At 53.6% G+C, this 17959-nt stretch carries 27 protein-coding genes; all 27 read left to right on the top strand.

Features of this window, described 5'->3' with window-relative positions; all coding sequences use genetic code 11:
• Window position 1: 1 nt before the first annotated feature.
• Window positions 2–196 carry a hypothetical protein gene (locus FBR45_RS25725; RefSeq protein WP_138507334.1) on the top strand — a complete coding sequence of 65 codons (195 nt, stop codon included), beginning with the start codon at window positions 2–4 and terminating at the stop codon, window positions 194–196.
• 73 nt (window positions 197–269) lie between these two features.
• The gene (locus tag FBR45_RS25730) at window positions 270–938 is read left to right on the top strand and encodes a hypothetical protein (RefSeq protein ID WP_138507335.1); all 669 of its coding nucleotides are present in this window, start codon (window positions 270–272) and stop codon (window positions 936–938) included.
• Window positions 939–1028: 90 nt separating this feature from the next.
• A complete protein-coding gene (locus tag FBR45_RS25735; RefSeq protein WP_138507336.1) occupies window positions 1029–2363 on the top strand; it encodes a hypothetical protein in 1335 nt (444 codons plus the stop codon).
• Window positions 2364–2366: 3 nt separating this feature from the next.
• Window positions 2367–2600, top strand: coding sequence for a hypothetical protein (locus tag FBR45_RS25740; RefSeq protein ID WP_138507337.1), 234 nt, complete (start codon window positions 2367–2369; stop codon window positions 2598–2600).
• Between the two features lie 184 nt (window positions 2601–2784).
• The gene (locus tag FBR45_RS25745; RefSeq protein ID WP_138507338.1) at window positions 2785–3234 is read left to right on the top strand and encodes a hypothetical protein; all 450 of its coding nucleotides are present in this window, start codon (window positions 2785–2787) and stop codon (window positions 3232–3234) included.
• Between the two features lie 110 nt (window positions 3235–3344).
• Window positions 3345–3941: an NUMOD4 motif-containing HNH endonuclease gene (locus FBR45_RS25750; protein WP_138507339.1), complete on the top strand. Its 597-nt coding sequence runs from the start codon at window positions 3345–3347 to the stop codon at window positions 3939–3941.
• 2 nt (window positions 3942–3943) lie between these two features.
• Window positions 3944–4597 (top strand): PD-(D/E)XK nuclease-like domain-containing protein, encoded by a 654-nt coding sequence (locus FBR45_RS25755; RefSeq protein ID WP_138507340.1) that lies wholly within the window; start codon window positions 3944–3946, stop codon window positions 4595–4597.
• The gene (locus FBR45_RS25760) at window positions 4594–4782 is read left to right on the top strand and encodes a hypothetical protein (protein ID WP_138507341.1); all 189 of its coding nucleotides are present in this window, start codon (window positions 4594–4596) and stop codon (window positions 4780–4782) included. Before FBR45_RS25755 ends, FBR45_RS25760 begins: the two co-directional genes overlap by 4 nt.
• 5 nt (window positions 4783–4787) lie before the next feature.
• Window positions 4788–5045 (top strand): hypothetical protein, encoded by a 258-nt coding sequence (locus FBR45_RS25765; RefSeq protein WP_138507342.1) that lies wholly within the window; start codon window positions 4788–4790, stop codon window positions 5043–5045.
• A 271-nt stretch (window positions 5046–5316) separates the two neighbouring features.
• Window positions 5317–5571: a hypothetical protein gene (locus FBR45_RS25770; RefSeq protein ID WP_138507343.1), complete on the top strand. Its 255-nt coding sequence runs from the start codon at window positions 5317–5319 to the stop codon at window positions 5569–5571.
• 117 nt (window positions 5572–5688) lie between these two features.
• On the top strand, window positions 5689–6306 hold the full coding sequence (locus tag FBR45_RS26535; RefSeq protein WP_138507344.1) for a terminase small subunit: 618 nt from the start codon (window positions 5689–5691) through the stop codon (window positions 6304–6306).
• A complete protein-coding gene (locus FBR45_RS25780) occupies window positions 6248–7726 on the top strand; it encodes a terminase large subunit (RefSeq protein ID WP_138507345.1) in 1479 nt (492 codons plus the stop codon). Before FBR45_RS26535 ends, FBR45_RS25780 begins: the two co-directional genes overlap by 59 nt.
• A gap of 95 nt (window positions 7727–7821) precedes the next feature.
• Window positions 7822–8430: a hypothetical protein gene (locus FBR45_RS25785; protein WP_138507346.1), complete on the top strand. Its 609-nt coding sequence runs from the start codon at window positions 7822–7824 to the stop codon at window positions 8428–8430.
• 142 nt (window positions 8431–8572) lie between these two features.
• Window positions 8573–10303 carry a hypothetical protein gene (locus FBR45_RS25790; protein ID WP_138507347.1) on the top strand — a complete coding sequence of 577 codons (1731 nt, stop codon included), beginning with the start codon at window positions 8573–8575 and terminating at the stop codon, window positions 10301–10303.
• Window positions 10304–10307: 4 nt separating this feature from the next.
• A complete protein-coding gene (locus FBR45_RS25795) occupies window positions 10308–10601 on the top strand; it encodes a hypothetical protein (RefSeq protein WP_138507348.1) in 294 nt (97 codons plus the stop codon).
• A gap of 76 nt (window positions 10602–10677) precedes the next feature.
• Window positions 10678–11496 (top strand): hypothetical protein, encoded by an 819-nt coding sequence (locus tag FBR45_RS25800; RefSeq protein WP_138507349.1) that lies wholly within the window; start codon window positions 10678–10680, stop codon window positions 11494–11496.
• A gap of 367 nt (window positions 11497–11863) precedes the next feature.
• A complete protein-coding gene (locus tag FBR45_RS25805; protein WP_138507350.1) occupies window positions 11864–12919 on the top strand; it encodes a hypothetical protein in 1056 nt (351 codons plus the stop codon).
• An 84-nt stretch (window positions 12920–13003) separates the two neighbouring features.
• Window positions 13004–13333: a hypothetical protein gene (locus tag FBR45_RS25810; RefSeq protein ID WP_138507351.1), complete on the top strand. Its 330-nt coding sequence runs from the start codon at window positions 13004–13006 to the stop codon at window positions 13331–13333.
• Between the two features lie 79 nt (window positions 13334–13412).
• Window positions 13413–14513, top strand: coding sequence for a hypothetical protein (locus FBR45_RS25815; RefSeq protein ID WP_138507352.1), 1101 nt, complete (start codon window positions 13413–13415; stop codon window positions 14511–14513).
• Window positions 14510–14770, top strand: coding sequence for a hypothetical protein (locus FBR45_RS25820; protein ID WP_138507353.1), 261 nt, complete (start codon window positions 14510–14512; stop codon window positions 14768–14770). Before FBR45_RS25815 ends, FBR45_RS25820 begins: the two co-directional genes overlap by 4 nt.
• Window positions 14770–15171, top strand: a complete 402-nt coding sequence (locus FBR45_RS25825) for a hypothetical protein (protein WP_138507354.1) — start codon at window positions 14770–14772, stop codon at window positions 15169–15171. The genes FBR45_RS25820 and FBR45_RS25825 overlap by 1 nt, the downstream gene beginning before the upstream one ends.
• Complete coding sequence (locus FBR45_RS25830; RefSeq protein WP_138507355.1) at window positions 15168–15596, top strand: hypothetical protein; 429 nt, start codon at window positions 15168–15170, stop codon at window positions 15594–15596. The genes FBR45_RS25825 and FBR45_RS25830 overlap by 4 nt, the downstream gene beginning before the upstream one ends.
• Complete coding sequence (locus tag FBR45_RS25835; protein WP_138507356.1) at window positions 15596–16129, top strand: hypothetical protein; 534 nt, start codon at window positions 15596–15598, stop codon at window positions 16127–16129. Before FBR45_RS25830 ends, FBR45_RS25835 begins: the two co-directional genes overlap by 1 nt.
• A gap of 6 nt (window positions 16130–16135) precedes the next feature.
• Window positions 16136–16936: a 3'-5' exoribonuclease domain-containing protein gene (locus FBR45_RS25840; protein WP_138507357.1), complete on the top strand. Its 801-nt coding sequence runs from the start codon at window positions 16136–16138 to the stop codon at window positions 16934–16936.
• Window positions 16930–17199: a hypothetical protein gene (locus FBR45_RS25845; protein WP_138507358.1), complete on the top strand. Its 270-nt coding sequence runs from the start codon at window positions 16930–16932 to the stop codon at window positions 17197–17199. Before FBR45_RS25840 ends, FBR45_RS25845 begins: the two co-directional genes overlap by 7 nt.
• A 3-nt stretch (window positions 17200–17202) precedes the next feature.
• Window positions 17203–17658 carry a hypothetical protein gene (locus FBR45_RS25850; protein ID WP_138507359.1) on the top strand — a complete coding sequence of 152 codons (456 nt, stop codon included), beginning with the start codon at window positions 17203–17205 and terminating at the stop codon, window positions 17656–17658.
• On the top strand, window positions 17571–17930 hold the full coding sequence (locus FBR45_RS25855; protein ID WP_138507360.1) for a hypothetical protein: 360 nt from the start codon (window positions 17571–17573) through the stop codon (window positions 17928–17930). Before FBR45_RS25850 ends, FBR45_RS25855 begins: the two co-directional genes overlap by 88 nt.
• Window positions 17931–17959: the final 29 nt, after the last annotated feature.

Below are 17959 nucleotides of genomic sequence, written 5' to 3' on the forward strand. Positions count from 1 at the left end.
TATGAAAGCCACCCCCGCCCAAAGTCTGATCCATCACAAGATCAACTACCGGAGCCGAATAGCCGCAGATAATATCATGGCTCACTATACGAATCGTCAGCGCAATCATAGCAGACAGTCGTTTCTGCGCGTCCTGATCAGCTACGGCGACCGGCCCCAGGGTACCCCGCAACTCAGGCCCCACGACGCGGAATAATACAACACATTCCGGTCTCCCATGAAGACCGTGACTCTCCTTAGAATCTTACAACTTTCAACCAATCCCAAACATGGCAAAACAAACTGCTGCCGAATCAACCCTGTTGCCGTATCAGAAAGTAAGCGAACTGACCGGCGAAGTCGTAGACAAGTTCAAATACTTAGAAGGCCACCCCCGCCAGTATCGCTTTGATGGCAAAGCCGGGGTATTCAACATCAACGGCGATCAGGTTATTGGTAAAACCCTATCCTTTCAGCCTATCGCCTGGCGCATCTTCACTGACAACATTCTGGGCATGGGTACCAAGAACTGGGCCGAACTGTTCTTTGTCGACGCCAAAAACTGCGTATCGGCTATCCTGTTTCACGGCTATTCGGTCGACGAACTGTTTCGACTGATTGAGCCCCTGTACTACGAAGACCTGACGCTGGCCGACGTGGTGCTGACGGCTACGGCTGAGAAGAAAACCCGGTCTGTCGATAACGGAACGTGGTTCATGGCCACATTTAGTTACGCCATGGCCGACCCCGAACAGACCAAGGTCTTTAAGCAGTTTGCCCAAGAAACCAAAATCTTCCGTCAGGAGACGCTGACCGACGTAGCCAACATCAAATCGGCTATGCACTACTACAACCCCTTTGCCGTCAGCGAGGAACCCGAATTGCCACCCGCTGGCGTGACGCGTCGGGAGCTGAACGCAGCCGTCGAAGATCACTATACGGCTGACGAAGCTGCTTAATCATTCATTAGTTAATGGTGTGGATAATCGGGTTGGCCGGGGTCACTGGTCCCGGCCACTTTATCAGCACCCAACCCCCCTTTGTTAGTCATGACAACAGACATTGAATTACACGACACTGAGGTAGTCGACAACGAGCAGATACACGACGCCGTACTGGTGTTGGACGCCCCGGCGCTGGCACCGATCAGCTTCGCCCTGACCCTGGAAGAAATCGACAAGGTAGCCGCCGAAGCCAGTAAGCTGACCATTGCCGACCATAACGACCGGGCTGGCTACAAAGCCGTCTACTCGTTTCGGCAAATGGTTAAAGATCAGCGCATCGGGGTTGAAAAGCGGCAAAAGGAATTGAAGCGCCCTCACATTGATTATAACCGTTCGGTCGATCAACTAGCCAAACAGCTGGTTGATCCGATGAAGGTGATTGAAGAAGGGCTGTCCAAACAGGAAGCGGTTTACGAAGCCGAGCAAGAGCGCATCAAGCGCGAAGCTGAACAGGCCGAAGCCCTCAAACGCGCCAGCCGTATCGAATCCGTTATCCGGCTGGGTGGTATACTCAATGAAGCCGCCTACGACGTATTCGGTACCCGCGTTGATCTGGTAGAGATTGAAACCCTGCCCGATGACAAGTGGGGGGAGATTTACGCAACGCTCGAAGAAGCCTACACGTGTGAGCAGATCCGGCTGGCTGAGATTGAACGGGAGCGTCAGGAAGAACAGGCCCGGCTAGAGCAGCAACGCATTGAGCAGGAAGCCCAGGCCAAACGACTGGCAGACCAGGCGGCTGAAATCGAGCGACGGGAACAGGAATTGGCCAGACTCGAAGCCGACGCCAAACGCAAAGAGCAGGAGCGCGAACGTCAGGCTGAACAGGATAGACTGGCTGCTCTGCTGGCGTACCGGGTGCCCATGATGGAGACAAAAGGCTTTGAGAAGAATAGCCGCGGTTTTTATGTGTTCCGCAATACCGACTGGTGGTTTGACGCTACGAAAATCGCCACACTTTCCGATGAGCAGTTTGCCGATTTGATAGCCAGCGCCGAAAGCATGGACCGCCAGCGTCATCGGGAGCAAGTATCGGAGCGGCGTAGTTCTATCCTGTATGGCTTGGGATTCACGCTGGAGAATGAGCGCTACTTACACCCAACGGCTGAGTTGACCGAAGAGGGGGTATGCGACCTATCAGACGCTGACTTTGATAAGGTCGTCAAGTTGGCAGGCACCCACAACAAGAAAGCGGACAGGGCGCGTATCGAACGGCTGAAAAAGGAGAAAAAGGCCTTTGCCGACTACCTGCGCGTCTACCAATCCGGTTCGACTGTTGGCTTTTATGAGCAGCCCGAAATCGCTGATCTGCTCGACCGGTTTACTGGCGCCATTCGTCAGGTTATCGAAGCGTATCGGGCTGAACTGAACGCTTTGTAGGCCATGGAACAGAACCAGCCTAAACACTTCGCGCCCAAAGTAGGCGAAGTATTCGTAACCAACTTTTGGGGCGTCCGCGAAGTCTGTATGGTCGAATCCATTAAAGACGGGCTCGCGCTAATCATTCGACTGGAAAGCGCAATTTATAAGAGAGATCCCGTCCGGGCCTGTTTCGATCAGGACGAAATCCAGCTACTGCGTTACGAGGTGCTACACAAAACCCAGTGGAATGGATAGCCATGGCAAAGAAAAGAAAGAAGCGCAGATATAACGTTAGCATCCAGTTTCATGCTTTCGGCGTTGAGGTTTTGGCTCATTCAGAGGCCGAAGCCAAACGAATCGCTTTCCAGCGTTTGGTGAAGCGAAGCTACGGGTACCTGATTGACAAGAACAACACATATGCCGATTCTGACGACTAGCCATGCCCAAGTCGCTGACAACCTACGGCAACATTACCGGCGGCAAGCTGTCGATCGTGGAAAGGGAAAAGTTCTACCAATCCCTTTCCGCCTTTGCTGACTGCGAAATCAGTCTGACAGTGAAGGCGCTGGAGCCCCAGCGGTCCAACAGTCAGAATAGATACTACCATGGGATAGTTGTCAAAATGATAGCCGAGGCCATGAGCGAGGCATATGGAGAAGACGTTGATGTTGATGAAGCTCATGAACACCTAAAGAGCATGTTTAACCTTCGCACCATCGAAACCGCTAATGGGTATACGGTCAAAATGCCAGGATCAACGAAGCGATTGAGTACGGTAGAATTTTCTACTTACGTTGATAAGTGTCGGATGTGGGCGGCCGAGTTTTTCGGAATAAACATACCTGATCCTGTGCAAATATCAACAACAAAAGATTCGTTAAGAGTCTGATATTCTTTTGGTTATGGTTATTTTATTGAGTATATTGTATCAGAAAAACGGCCCGACAGGCGCTTGCAACACCTACCGGGCCTAACCAACACAATAAACCATCTATTGCTATGGCTGCCCCAAATTTAAGCAGTCCTTCCGAGGTATGGAAGGATGTTGAAAGCTATGAGTCACTCTATCAAGTAAGCAACTTGGGTAGGGTCAAGTCAAAGTCGAGAGGCACCTTTCTCAAGTGCTATAAAGATAAGTCTGGTTACTGGCGTGTATCCCTTACTCGTCGTAATAAGACCACGTCAAAACTACTTCATCGGCTAATTGCCTGCCATTTTATTCCCAATCCAGAAGGAAAGCCGCAGGTAAACCACATTGACGGCAACAAGTCCAATCCCTCGATTGAAAATCTAGAATGGGTTACGCCTACCGAAAATGCGCTCCATGCTTCCGCTATGGGACTTCTTGACGGTATGGCCCAAAAGTCTCGGATCAGGATGGTGGGTGTAGGCGCAAAATATGGCAGCAAGAACATCAAAATCGCCATAGACGCAACACGAAAACACTTTGCCGCCCTTGACAATGATGGAAATGTGGTTAGCGAGCATAAGGGCATAAAGACCTTTTGCCGTGAACGCGGATTCAACAGCAAACACTTTTTCACATGCTTGAAGTCTGGCCTTCCATATAGAGGTGTTCGTTACAAATACTTATAGCCATGACATACACCGACCATCAATATCGCACCCTGCCCGCCTACGCCAACAGCGACTTATCCGAGTTGGATAGACTACTCAGCGGGCGCCCCGCCTTTACCGCCAGCCCCGAAGCGCTCGCGTTCGGTACCGCCTTTCACACGCTCATTCTCGAACCCGAGACGTTTGCCGCCCGTCACCTGATTGTGCCGAACATGAACACGCTGGCCGCTATGCAGTCAGCCGTTCAGGCCGACCCGGTACTGTCTGCTAACCTATTCAAAGCCCAGCGCGAAACCGTTCGTCAGTGGGTATGCCCACTAACCGGACTGCCCCTCAAATGCAAAATCGACGCAGCGGTACCAGTAATCAGGGGTGAACTGCTGATCGATCTGAAAACAACCAGTTGCAAAACCCGCGCCGAGTTTGAGGAATCGTGCTATACCTACGGCTACGACCGGCAAGCAGCATTCTACTTAGCCAGTAACCCCCGCGCTACGTTCTTCGAGCTGGTAGGCGTACAGAAGCAATCGCCGTACAACCTGTTCCGACTCGCGTTTTACAAAGACGACCTGTTTATCAAAGGCGGTCGGGCGAAGATGGAGAAGCTGTTGACCATGGCCCACCGAATGAATTTTCAGCCCATTAGCTGGTCGAGAAAGGAGGTGGTTGTATGAAAAAACCATTCACACAAGCATCGCTGGCGGGCATTGTCGCTGACCTGTGGCGCAAGTGCAACGATCTGGAACGCGAAGCGGCCTTTTGCCGCAATCACAACTACATGATTGAAGCACAAATTTTCGACGCCAAAGCCAAGGTGTTAAAGGAAGCCATATTCGAGGTTGAGCAACTTCTAAACTAAACGCCATGCCTAAACAGGTTCGTGTTGTCACCCAGCACCATTTTACCAACATGAGCGCCGACCGGCAACACGGGTATCTGTTACTGTGTCGGCACTGGATTCGGCAAGGGCTATGCCGCAACTGCCCGCACTGGCTGTACTTTCTGACGCTGGCTTACTTTACCGGCAACACGAACGAAATAACAGCGACGCCAACCATGACCCTGTATAGGGATTTGCTCTTGAATCAAGTACTCGATAAACCAACGCCGACCGGGCGGTAAGCGGGGTACACATGAAAACATTCGACATTACATATTTCAACGCAAGTCCATCCTTTACACGCATCGGCAAAGCGTTATTCAAGCCTTACAACCTGTTCAATCGGCAAAACATGCTAATGGCAGACGGGACCGTTGAAAGCCATTGGGGGTGTGGTTTGCTCCAGCTGAACAATCGACACCTGTTTTACATCGGTAAAGGGCCGGACCTTCGCATTTACGTTGTCTTTATACGGATTGCATAGCAGTTTCTAACCACTAACGAAGCAGAACGATGGAGAATTCACAAGAAATAATCGCCAACACCCCGTTGCACTGGGACTGTAAGAAAAAAGGACCAACCCTTGATGAGCAAAAAGCCGAACTAATAAACTGGCAGATCTCCGTTAAAGGCAAAGTCGAAGAAGTGTGTAGACGACTTGAAGAAACCCGGGCGGTTACTACCAAAGATATAACCGACCTTCATAAAGCACTTGTCTGGATGGATGACATGAAATCTCAGATCAATTGCTTAACTGACCAACCTTGATTGACTTATTTGAGGAGTATTCGTTACACCCGGTCGGCGCTGCTGGCCGGGCTGTTTTATTAGCAACTTTCTAATAAATACGCGTTATTTTTGTCAATATCGTAAGTAAACAGACCTATGGACGAGGAACTAGAACCCAGTAGCGTAAAACCCTGGCATGACGGACTGACCGACAAACAGCGCCGGTTTGTGGAGGAATACTGCGTTGACTGGAACGGTACGCAGGCCGCTACCCGGGCCGGTTATTCGCCCGCTACAGCCAACGAACAGGCTAGCAGACTGTTAGCCAATGTTAACATCCGGGCCGCTGTCGATACCTATCTGGATGATCTGTCAATGACTGCAGCCGAAGCCGTTTTAAAGCTCACCCGATGGGGCCGGGGGTCGATCGAGCCGTTTCTGACTGCCGGGGGCCATCTGGACCTGTCAACAGAAGATGCCCGGGCTAACCTACACCTGATTAAAAAGTCGAAGATTACCACCCGGGTAGAACGAGGTCTGCCCGACACCGAGCAGCCCGACGCCGATATTATAACGGTCGAGATTGAATTGCACGACGCCAAAGACGCGGTTAAAACTATCCTGGATGTTCGGGGTAAGCTCATTCGGCGCCACGAGTTGACGGGCAAAGACGGGCAACCCATCCAGCATCAGCACGATTATTCCAACATGACCGATGAGCAGCTACTTGCCATTATCGCCGGTGGCCAGCCCGGCCCAGCTCGCGGCCAGTGAGATACTGACGCGCCGGTCAGCCCGTCACCGCTTTGCCGACTACCTGACCGTTTCAAATCCCCGTTATGATCGCCAGTGGTTTCACGAAGTAATTGCCGACCGGCTCCAGCAGCTCCACGAACGCCACATTCGCAAGCTGATGATCTTTATGCCGCCCCAGCACGGCAAAAGCTCCGCGTCTACCCGTACGTTCCCGGCCTGGGTGCTGGGTAAGCATCCCGATACCAAAATCTGCGTAACGTCTTATTCCTCTACGATTGCGGGCCGCTTTAACCGGGACATTAAACGCGGCATGGAAACCGACCGCTACCGGGCGTTATTTCCTGATACGCGGCTGGGTGACGGGCGCAACGGGTATCTCAACAACAACGATATTGTTGAGGTCGAGGGCAAAGAAGGCTTTATCTACACGGTGGGCGTAGGTGGGTCGCTCACCTCGGTCAGCGTCGATCTGGGCATTATTGACGACCCGATCAAAGACCGACAGGCCGCTCAGTCTCCTACGCTGCGCGAATCAATCTGGGACTGGTACACCGATGTGTTTGAAACGCGTTTGCACAACGACTCGGTACAGGTGCTGATTCAAACCCGCTGGCATCAGGATGATCTGGCGGGGCGGCTGCTGAACCGGGACGGCATCTATAGCGCTGACAACGAAACCGGCTGGGTCGTGATTAACTTTCCCGCCCTGCGAACCGATGATATTAACGACTTTGACCCCCGGCCGGTGGGAGCGGCCCTGTGGCCCGAAAAGCACAGCCAGGCCAAAATCGAGAAAATAGCCAAAGAAGATTCGGTCAAGTTCACCAGTCTATACCAGGGAGACCCCAAGCCTTCCAAAGAATCGTTGGTTTTCCCCAACTGGCACGAATGCGACGAGTTCCCGGCCAACTGTGAGCTGATTTTCTACGTGCATGATTTTGGCTATACCAATGACCCGAGCGCGACGGTTGCGGTCGGTAAGCTGGGGCGCCGTCTCTATCTGGATGAAAAGCTGTACGAAACGGGTCTGACCAATCTGGATATTGCCAAACGCTGGGTTGCGCTGGGCATTCCCCACAACGCGGATATTATTGGTGACAGCGCCGAACCCAAATCCATTAAGGAACTACAGACCGGCTTCGTCGACTTCAACACCAACCAGCGGATACGCGGCTTTGCCATCCGGCCGTCTGTCAAAGGGCCCGACTCCATCAGCGCCGGTATATCCAAACTCCACGAATTCGAGGTTTACGTCACCAAACGCAGCCGCAACATCATTAAAGAAAAAAACAACTACCAGTACATCATGATGGGCGACGTTGCCACCAACGAACCGATTGACGCCTACAACCATGCCATCGACGCCGTACGGGGCGGGGTCTATACCAAGTACGGCAAACCGCAGCTGATTACCACGCTGAAAAACCGGCAACGGTAACCTATTGCATTTTTCAAAAACTGTTTATCTTTGTGTCACTCCGACACCGGCTGCAAAGGGGCTGTACGCTGCGTGTTTCCTGCTATATCGTAGCAATGGCTTTCAATACATGCCCCCTGCCGACGGCGCTGACCACGATTCCCGCCACGGCCTGCCCGGTCAACTTCGGGCAAATTGTTCGAGCGCTGCTCATTCGCCGGTCTGCCGGTGCCCTCTTTACCTTCACCGCTGGTGTTTCGTCCATTGCGACCGAGGCGACGCTGACCGCCGTACTCGCGGATACCGATTCAGGTAAGGGCGTACTGACGCCCCTGTTTGCCGGTCTTACCCTGCCCCAGCTCGACCCGATTCTTGAAGGCGAAAACGACAACAGCACGACCTTCGGCGTCGGCTACGTCGCGGGCGGTAACGTGGCCCGGGTGCAGCTGATGTTCGATAGTATCAGCACCGAAACGGCCGACGCCATGCAGCTGCTACACGGCGAAGCCCTGCAGGTTGTTTTCTTCAACCAGTACGGCCAGGCTATTCTGAAATCCAACGGCAAAGGCTTCGACATTTTCAACCAGGTCCTGGGTGATGTGACGAGCGAAGGGCTCAACCGCATCAACAAAACGCCGTTTTCGTTTACGCTGCCGTTTGGCTGGTCGAAAGGCTACAAGGTGGTTAATCTGCCCTACGACGTTCTGAACCTAGCCCAGTCGTAAGACGTGGTTAAGCTACTGGTATCGGGTGAGGGGGTGAAAACCTTCTCACCCGAACAGGCGGAAAACATATTGCGCCTGCAAGCCCGCAACCCGTCTTTGACCGCGTATTCACTTCCCGCCGATTCGCCCTACACGTTTCAAGATGATTCTCTCCGACGACGACGCCCTAAGCCTGCTCAGCAGCCCGAAAAACAAACCCCAACTGGCCGAAGCAATCGCGTGGCAGGAACGGGTTCAGTTCCACGGCCTGACGGTTCGCAATCGGCTGGATAGTCGGTATTTCGAAACGTATCTGAAGTGGGTATTCGGTTTTCTGCAGGCGACTGACAAACAGGCCGCATTCCGCGCCCGGTTTCCTTTTCCCGTTCCCACGACCAAACTACTATCAGAGGTTCAGGACGGTTGGATGAAACTGTTTGACGCGGTGAACCCCAGCCTGGTCATTCAGGGCCGCGACGGCATCGACGCCGAACTGATCGAGTATCTGCAGACGTCGGGGGAAGTGATGTTCTGGCCGGATGAAGCCATTGCCGCGCTGGTGGAGAGTCACAACGATATTCTGGTTGTCGACATTAAACCCGGCGACGATGGATTACCCGCACCGTATCTCACGCGGGTGAACCTGACCGCTATTCAGAGTATTGAGCTGCGCGACGATGGCACGTGTGAGCATATCGCTTACAAGACAGCCGACGGGCGCATGATCGTCATTGACGACAACGCCTACCGGGTGTACAGCAAAGCCGCTGAGTCGGACAACTGGACGGTAGAAGTCTTTCCCCATTATCTGGGACGCTGCCCGGCGCGAATGCTCTGGGACGAGCGGGTAAAAGATCATGCGGTTGCGTCTCACTCGCTGATTGATGAGGTGCTGAGCGATCTGGAAGACTACTGTTTCTGGCACGTTGCGTACGACCTGTTTAAGTTGTACGGCGCGTTTCCCATTTACTGGACAACGGCCAGCACGTCAGAAGCGGCCACATCGGCACCCTATCAGCCGCGTAACGCCGACGGTACGCCGGATGCTGGCTATCCGGACAACTGCCAGAAGCCCGAAACGCCAGCCGCCAGTTCATGGGTCGGGCCGGGGGATGTGTATGAACTACCGCCCGGTACCGATCAGATCGTGGCACCCGTCGGTATTGTCGAGCCATCAACGGATAGCCTGACGTTTCAGGACGAGAACCGCGACAAGATGTACCGGCAGCTGGTCCAGTACCTGACCGGAGCCGGGGGCGAATCAGCCCTGATGGACAAGGCGGTCAACGAGAAGCAGGCCACCGGCACGTTTGCCAGCAAAGAAAACGTGCTGCGTTACATCAGCCGCCATTTGTCAGCCGCCCGTCAGTGGGGAGTGCTGACCATCGGGCAACTGCGCTACGGGATTAGCGCGGTTGTGTCGGTTGCTCACAGCTTTGGTACCGAGTTTTATTTACAGACCGAAGCCGAAATGTGGGACGGACTGGCCAGCGCCAAACAGGCTGGAGCGCCCCAGACCATTCTACTGGAAAAGGTCGAACGCATCCAGGCCTTTCGGCTGCGTAGTGGGGGTGACGCTACCCGTAGCCAGATTCTATTGGATCTGGAGCCGATGCCGGAGATGAGTTTATCGGACGCCAAAGGCCTATTGATGATGGGCCTGACGAGTCAGCAGGACGTAGCCGTTAAGGCGCAGTTCAACCAGCTGATCAAACAATGCGAACGGGAGTTTGGCGCTGACATCGTGGAAATCGGTTCAGCGCTGCCCTACAGTCAGAAAATCGAACGAATCAAAACGTACCTATACAACAATGTCAAAACAGAACAACCAAGACCAACTGCCACTGACTCCGCCGGTCGAACCAGCAGCACAGAACCAGCCAGTGCCGTCTGAGCAGATGGTTCCCGTTTCTCAGCTGAACGAGATCGTTGCCCAGCAGGTAGCCAAAGCCCTGGCCGATCAGAACGCGGAGAAAGCCGCAGCCGCCATTGCTGCCCAGCCTAAACAGATTACCGTCAACCAGTACCGGATGGTAAACGACGGCTTTGGCGACGCTAAGAAGGTCGATGAGCAGGTACAGATTTACTCGGAAGATGAGTACCGCCGGTTGACCAGCCCCCACCCGCAGGACGACAGCGGCCGTACCGTCGCTGAGGTGCTGGGACTCGTAATAGAGCCTATCGAAGAATAAGCTATGTATTTTGTGAGTTTGTTAATGAATCAATATATTTGTTAGCAAACTCACAATAAAAAAGCCCATTCATTGCATGAGTACTGTAGCTACCCCAGTCGGACAGATGCCGAATGAAATACCGGTTCCTCAACCTGTTGCCGTGGCTCAGCCACCCGTTCAACAACCGGCACCGACCGGTTTTGATGCTACCGAAGCCCGCGCCCGCTTGTCGGCCCTGGGTTTTAAAGTCTATACGGCTGAAGAAGAACAGGCGCTGCGTAAAACGGTAGAGTCAGAAGCCATCGGCAAAAAGACGTCTGAATTTGCGCTGAAAACCGAGGAAGACATTTTCAAAGCGACTGGTATACCCAAGCTGTCGCCGGATGAAAAGTATTTTGACTATGCTCAGCGGGCCGTTAAGGAGGCCGCCGAAAACGGGAAACGCGAAACGGTTCAGCAGTCCAACCGGGCCATTGCTGAAATAGCCTTATCCGGAGCGCTGGGTAGCATGAATTTTAATCTGGAGGGTGAAGCACTGGAAATGCAGCGCGAGCTACTCCTGAACAAGGCCCTGCTGATGCCTCACCGGGTCGAAGGCCGTCAGGTGATCTTTCAGAAGCAGGACCCGGCCGACCCCAGCAAGTACGTCGACATCGTTGATGCCACCACGAACGAGCCGGTAAAAGCATTTGACCATCTGGCCAGCACATTCAAAGCATTCTTGAAAGTAGCGACGCCACCAGCAACGGGGCCGAACGCAAAAGCAGCCGCGCCAGTACCGGGCGCCGGACCCGTACCCAAAAACAAAGCCGAAGCCCAGCAGATAGCGCTGGAAAAGGCAAACGGCCAGACCGGACCCGATTACGCTAAAGAGTACGCCCGGCTGGTGAAAGAATATGCATTGACCGAATAACCATGAACGCACTGACTCTTTTGTCCTACGTCTACTTCGTGCCGGCATTGTTGATGCTTATACCCGGCATAGCCTGCCCGTCCGGTATGTTCGCCGGTCTGAAGCTGGGACCACTTACCGGTAGATCGGCCATGTTGGCCGGTAGCTTAGTGCCCTGCTTCAATCTGGGTTGCGTCGCTTTCGGTGTGTGGCTTATGATAGAAGGTTCAGTTAAGTTCATACAAAACCTTTTTAAGTAAATACTGTTGCCCGGTCGGCCATGGGACGGCTTACCGGTTTTTGATTTGATTTCCGTATTCACCCGCTTTACTGATTCGGCTAAGGGGTAGTCCAGAATCCAGAAAAGCCCCTAATTCACCTGTCACTAATGCCCGCTGGATTACCCAATTACCTGCCTACCGCGTATACCGATGCGATCATCCGGTTTAGCGAAGAGTCAACGCGCTTCGAGTTCCGTAAGGACAAGTACGGTGCGCTGGCTGCCTACATTGCTTCGTCTCCGTTCCTGCTCTCGCAGGGTGACGTAAGCCGCGAAAAACGTTCCTTCGAGCGTCCGTTTAAGATCCCGGTGATCAAACGCATGAGCATCACCCTGAAAGACGGGCGTACCTGCGTAATCGGTGGTCAGGAGCCGACGACCGACGCCGTAGCGCTGACCTTCAGCGTGAAGGGTTTTGAGATCAAAGTACCGCGTGCTTTGCTCGATCAGAACTACATCCGCTACAACGAGCTGCTGACCACGGCGCTGTATTTCGCCTGGCACAAGTGGTACGAGTTCATGGAGACAAACTGTCTGTCGTTCCTGGCCGCTAACAAATCGACCGCCTTGGTTGACGACGCATCGACGCAGGCCTACTTCACCAAGTCGGGTGCGGCTTATACGGGCGTTCAGGGTGCCCCGTTCTACGCAGCGTACAACTACGTACTGGGACGCAACATCCTCAATGCCGGTACTGATTTTCTGGACGTAACGAACGGGGCCGCCATGGTCACCCAGCGTTTGATGGGCATGAATGGAGCGGGTAACGCCGTCAACCAGGCTATGCTGCTGACCGGGGGCGCTACGATGTATCCAACCAACTTCCTGGTTCCGGATGCTGGCTACGCCGAGACGCACTACATGTTTACGCCGGGCGCCGTCGGTATCTACCACTGGCTGAGCCCCAACGCGGCTAACAACGTGGTGTTTGAGCCGCAGAAAGACTTCTGGTTTTCGGAGCGCGACCCGATGTTCAACTACTTCGACGCGTCGGTACACTACCAGGCCGCTTGCGCTGAGCAGACGGTCGGCTACAACGGAGCGGTTGAGCCGGTGTACTACGACAAATACGAATACACCGTCGATACTTCAATGGTCAAATCGTATTCGTCGGTCGAAGGCGAAAGCCCGATCATCAAATACAACCTGGCCCCCGCTGCCTAGGTATTTGATACCCGCACGTAACCGCCAGTAGCTTACGCGAGTAGGCTACTGGCCTTTTCTCACCTATTTACTGATTGTCAATCAATGAAACGATACCTGTTTTTGTGTGTGGGGTTGCTGCTGGCGGCTATCAGCGTTCAGGCCCAGACCATCATTCCCAGCGCCAACAAGATCACCTACACGACCAACACGGTCGAGGTAGCGGATTCGGTCGCTAAAGTCTCTATTGTCGTTCGCAAGAATGATTTACGGGTACGCACACGCGGCACCGGTACGGGTGCAGAAGCTACCCTGGTCGACAAAGCCAGCGGCCGGGCCGTCTGGTCGGGTCCGGTGTCTAAAGTCCGGATTGTGGGCGTTACGACCAGCGACAGTTTAAAGGTCATCAGCCTGAAAACGACGCCGTTCAACTAGTCTTTCATGTAGTAGTTTTGGGTTAAATGGTTGGTCAAAGGCCCGGCTCGCGTTGGCCGGGCCTTTTTTTACGAGCATCATGTACAATCTCACACGCATACAGGAGCAGCTGACCGGGTTGATCGGCTACCGGGACCACGGCAACAGCGACTACGGTACGTTAGACGCGGACCTGACCGAATCCCGGTCGGGTCTGTTTCTTGACACGGCCCACCCGCTCATGGACGCCCGGACGCTGTACTACGCGGCTCTGTCGCTCGACACGCAAGGCGATACTGACCGGCTCAGCGCGTTGATCAATCAGACGCTGACCGATTCCGTCGCGTCAGTGCTGTCGGCCATTCGGGTGCGTAAACTCACGCGCATCGAGGGCAAAACCGTATTGCCTACGATCGAGCTGTACGACGGGGGCGGCATGGTCACCGATCTGATTACGCCCGCCGGGCGGTTCGTCGGGCTGAAAGTCGTGGTGTCCGATCCGTACTACGCCATTCGACTCGAAAAGCTGGGGTTGCAGCTGTCGGCCGCTGTTACGAGCCTGCCTATTTCTGTGTACGGCGACAGTTTGGACAACACGGCCCTGTTTACGCAGAACGTGACGACTACCACCGGGAGCCGGATGCAGTGGGTGGATCTTAAGAAAACGCTGTCGGGCTATACCACGTACTACATTGGTTATCATCAGTTGGATTTAGGCAGCGTTCGGGCCATTCGCCGGGCTAAACCCGTCGGTAAGGTACGCTGCGCCCCCTGCGAACCCGAAAATAACAGCCGCTGGCTGCGCTGGAGCCCGCACGTGTCGCTATCTGCGTTTCAGCAGGACGAACCCTTTGGCGAAGTCGATAACGTGTCAGATCAAAACTTTGGGCTGAATCTGGCGTTTTCGATCGGTTGCGACATCACCAATTTGGTGATCGATCAGCAGTCGGTACTGGCTGAAGCCATCTTGCAGCAAGCCGTCGTCAAACTGCTGAACCGGATCGCGTTCAGCCCCCAGATTACGACCGTCGAGCAACAGACCCGCGACCGGGCTATGTACGCGCTGAAGAACGGTGAAGAAGCCAAGCTGGACAAACTGACTGCGGCCCTCGACATTGACCTGTCGGGCCTGTCGGCTAAATGCCTGCCCGATACGCAGGACGTTGGCCGGGTAAAACGTAAAACGGTATACGGGCTATGACAACGGGCGAACTGATAATCTTGTTCTATCTGGCACCGATCCTGTTTTACCGGCTCATTTTAGCCATCTGGTACTACGATCTGCTACCCAATAGCTACGCATCGGGCATCATGCGCGAAAAGGTTTTTTCCGAAAAAAAAAGCTATCCAATAAAGCAGTTTATTCCGGGTATGGGCATTTTCCTGTGCCTACTAGCCATGATTATGATAGCCCTTGATATTCTGTTGATCATCGGCAATCGATTTATCAGCAAATAATGACAGCTGCCCTCGCTCAACTCGACCAACTGGCCAGCATTCCCCTCGAACGGGTGCTGGATTCGACTATTGAGCGTAACGAAACGGTGATTACCGACCTGAACCGGGATCAGCTCGACAAGGGTCTCGACAGCAACGGCAAATCACTGGGTCAGTATTCGTCGGTCAAGTACAAAGGGCGGCTTAGGCCCGTCGATTTACTTGATACCGGTGCGTTTCGCGGCTCAATCTACACCGATCCGTTTGGTTCCGGCTTCAGCATCAGCGCGACGGATGAGAAAACCGAAAAGCTGACGAATCGCTACGGGCCGGACATCCTGGGCATTTCCGAAGCCGATCAACAGCGGGTAGCCGGATTTCTGGCCGACGCGCTGATTAACCATTTACGCCAATCACTATGAGAAAATGGTATATACATACCATCCAAGAGCGCTTACGCAGGCATTTTACCCGCAACTTTTCGCGCCTTGCCGATGAGCGGTTTGTCTGCGGAGAAATGCGCTATAACTACCAGTGCCACCGCAACAGCGTTCACGAATATTTTCTGGACAACACCAAACGGATTGCCCTTGTGTTTGCCATTGATCGGCGTGACGACACCTTTTGCTTACACGTAATTAACCGACTGTCCAATGGTAAGTATCAGGACAATACATGGGGCAGCGAATACCTGTATCATTCGTATTACCTCATCAAAGAGATATTGCCCGACCAGTACGACCGAGTGCCTAACTACTTCGATGATCATCGGCGCGACTTTATCCGGCTTTTCGGTAGCTACTGGCTGATTCGCTTGCTCCGCATTCAACCCACTGATATATTCTAATGACCCTATCTGACTACCTGCTACAACTCAATCAGTCATTGTCTGACCTGTTTCCCGTCGGTCGTGTCTACGGTCGGCTGAAAGTCGAAACCGTGAAGGGTATCGGCAAACCCGATCAGATCGACAAGGACCGCCCCCGCCGGTTGCCACTGACATACGACACGGCCAAACGCTCCAACCTGCCTGTACTGCCTGATGAGGTAGCGGGGGGTCTGCTGTTTGGCATCACGACCGGCCCCGGCAAGCCGCAACCCTACGAACCCGGCGCTACGACGCTGTTTATGGAATACCCGGTTGCCCTTATCGGCTGGTACGACACCACGAAAGGCCAGCCGACCGACTGGGTTATAGAACAGCTGCAAATCCGGCTGGCGGCTCAGTACCCGCTGGTCATAACCGGCGTAGAAGATCAGCAGGCGGCTAATGTGTTTCGCGGCATTGACTACGACTTTCAAAACCATCCCTACCTGATGCACCCGTTTGCGGGCGTTCGGGTGGATTGTCTCATTACGCTACCTGTTACAAACTGCTAACCGATCATGAAAATATTCCTGGATACCGAGTTTTATGCTGGCTTCAGAAAGCCGCTATTCGGCAAAAGCCGTCACTTCATTGACTTGATCAGCATAGGATTGGTCGATGATACCGGCCGCACGTATTACGCCATCAGTAAAGAATTTGATTTGGATAAGGCATGGGCCGATGACTGGGTACGTGAAAATGTACTAAAGCCCTTGCATGTGGAGATGTGCCAGGGACAATCCACTTACGCGAAAACCCACCACTATTCGCTGTTTGGAGACTTTACCAAAAAGTGCATGCGAACCCTGCTGAACTGGACAGGGAAAACCAATAAGCAGATTGCCGATGAGATACGCAACTTCGTTTACTGGCCAGCGGTAGCGGCCGGGGATGGACTGAGCCGCGCCGATGAAGACATTGACTGGTGGCTTAAGGCTAATAGCGTTGAGTTCTATGCGTACTACGCCGATTACGATTGGGTGCTATTCTGTTCGCTATTCGGCAACATGAGCGAACTGCCCACCGGCTTTCCCATGTATTGCCGCGACCTGAAACAGATGATGGACGAACGCGGCCTGACCAAAGAGTGGAAGCAGAAGGTTTGTCCCGATCCGGAAGGGGAGCATAACGCATTGGTAGATGCCAGATGGAACCGGCAACTACACGCGTGGATTGAGAAACAACCGCTTTATACCCATCAGGATATAATTGATTTTGTAGGGTATTTCCGGAAGAATCAGGATCAGGTTAAAGAGAGCATGTCGGACAACTATCTGATTCGGGGCTGGGCATCTAACACGCGCCGTACTGTATGTTAGACGCTGTTATTCTGACCTCGCTGACCGTTTCGGCGGTACTCTTTACGCTGAAAAAGTGGGATGTGCTGGACTGGTACAGCGTATACCGAAAAGCCTGGATGCCCGAAGCGTCCTGTTACTTCTGTCTATCGTTCTGGCTGTCGCTGGTGTCGCTAAAGGCCTTGACTGACCTGAATTTCTTACACTACGTAGCCGGGGCGCTGGCGTCGGCCATGCTGTCGGCGTTTGTGCTGTCCGTTGTTATTACCCGAACTGAAGAATAACCCATGCAAACCAAAACCCTGCAATCCGGCCACGTCGTTAAGTATTACAACGACTTCGAAGAATTTCCCGTCGGTCGTCGGCCGTACCTGACGCGCTACCTGTCGGAAGCGTCCGAACTCTCATTGACGCCCGATCAGCTGACCCAGACGCTGGGCGCCCTGATGCAGTACAATCTGGCGGGTGACAGTGCCAGCGTAGCTACTGGTCTGCAAAACCTGTATTTGTCTGTATCGGCCATACAGGAAGGCTACGAACCCGACGCGCTGGCGTTCGGCGTGTTGCTGGGTGAAGCCGATGGCAAACCCGTTGACGACATTACAGCAGAGGGCTTGAAACAGCTGCTGGAGACGATCAAACCCACCTACGCAGAGTGCCACGAGATTGTCGACGCGGTAAAAAAAAACTCGATTTTCAACGAGAATCGTATTTCCCTCGCTTTAAACGAGACGGAAGTTTAAGCTACGCTGACTACGTAAACGCCCTGATCGATGACGCCCTGAGCGAAACGCCCGAAGCAGCCGCCCGCCTGTCAGCTATTCAAACCTCACTCCAGCAAGCCGCCCGGCCCGCCGTTCTCGACCCCGGCAACAGCGAAAACCCGATCCTGTCCGACCGCAAAGCGTTTGAATCGTTACTGCTGGCCTTAGAGGAGCGGGGCGTTCAGCATCCGGAGCGACTGACCGAGTTTGGACTATACGCCCGGCTCGATGCGCTGAGCAGTAAAAAATAGTATCTTTAGGGGCTGCAAAGGGGCTGCCA

The organism is Spirosoma lacussanchae (assembly GCF_005870035.1).
Taxonomy (GTDB): Bacteria; Bacteroidota; Bacteroidia; order Cytophagales; family Spirosomataceae; genus Spirosoma; species Spirosoma lacussanchae.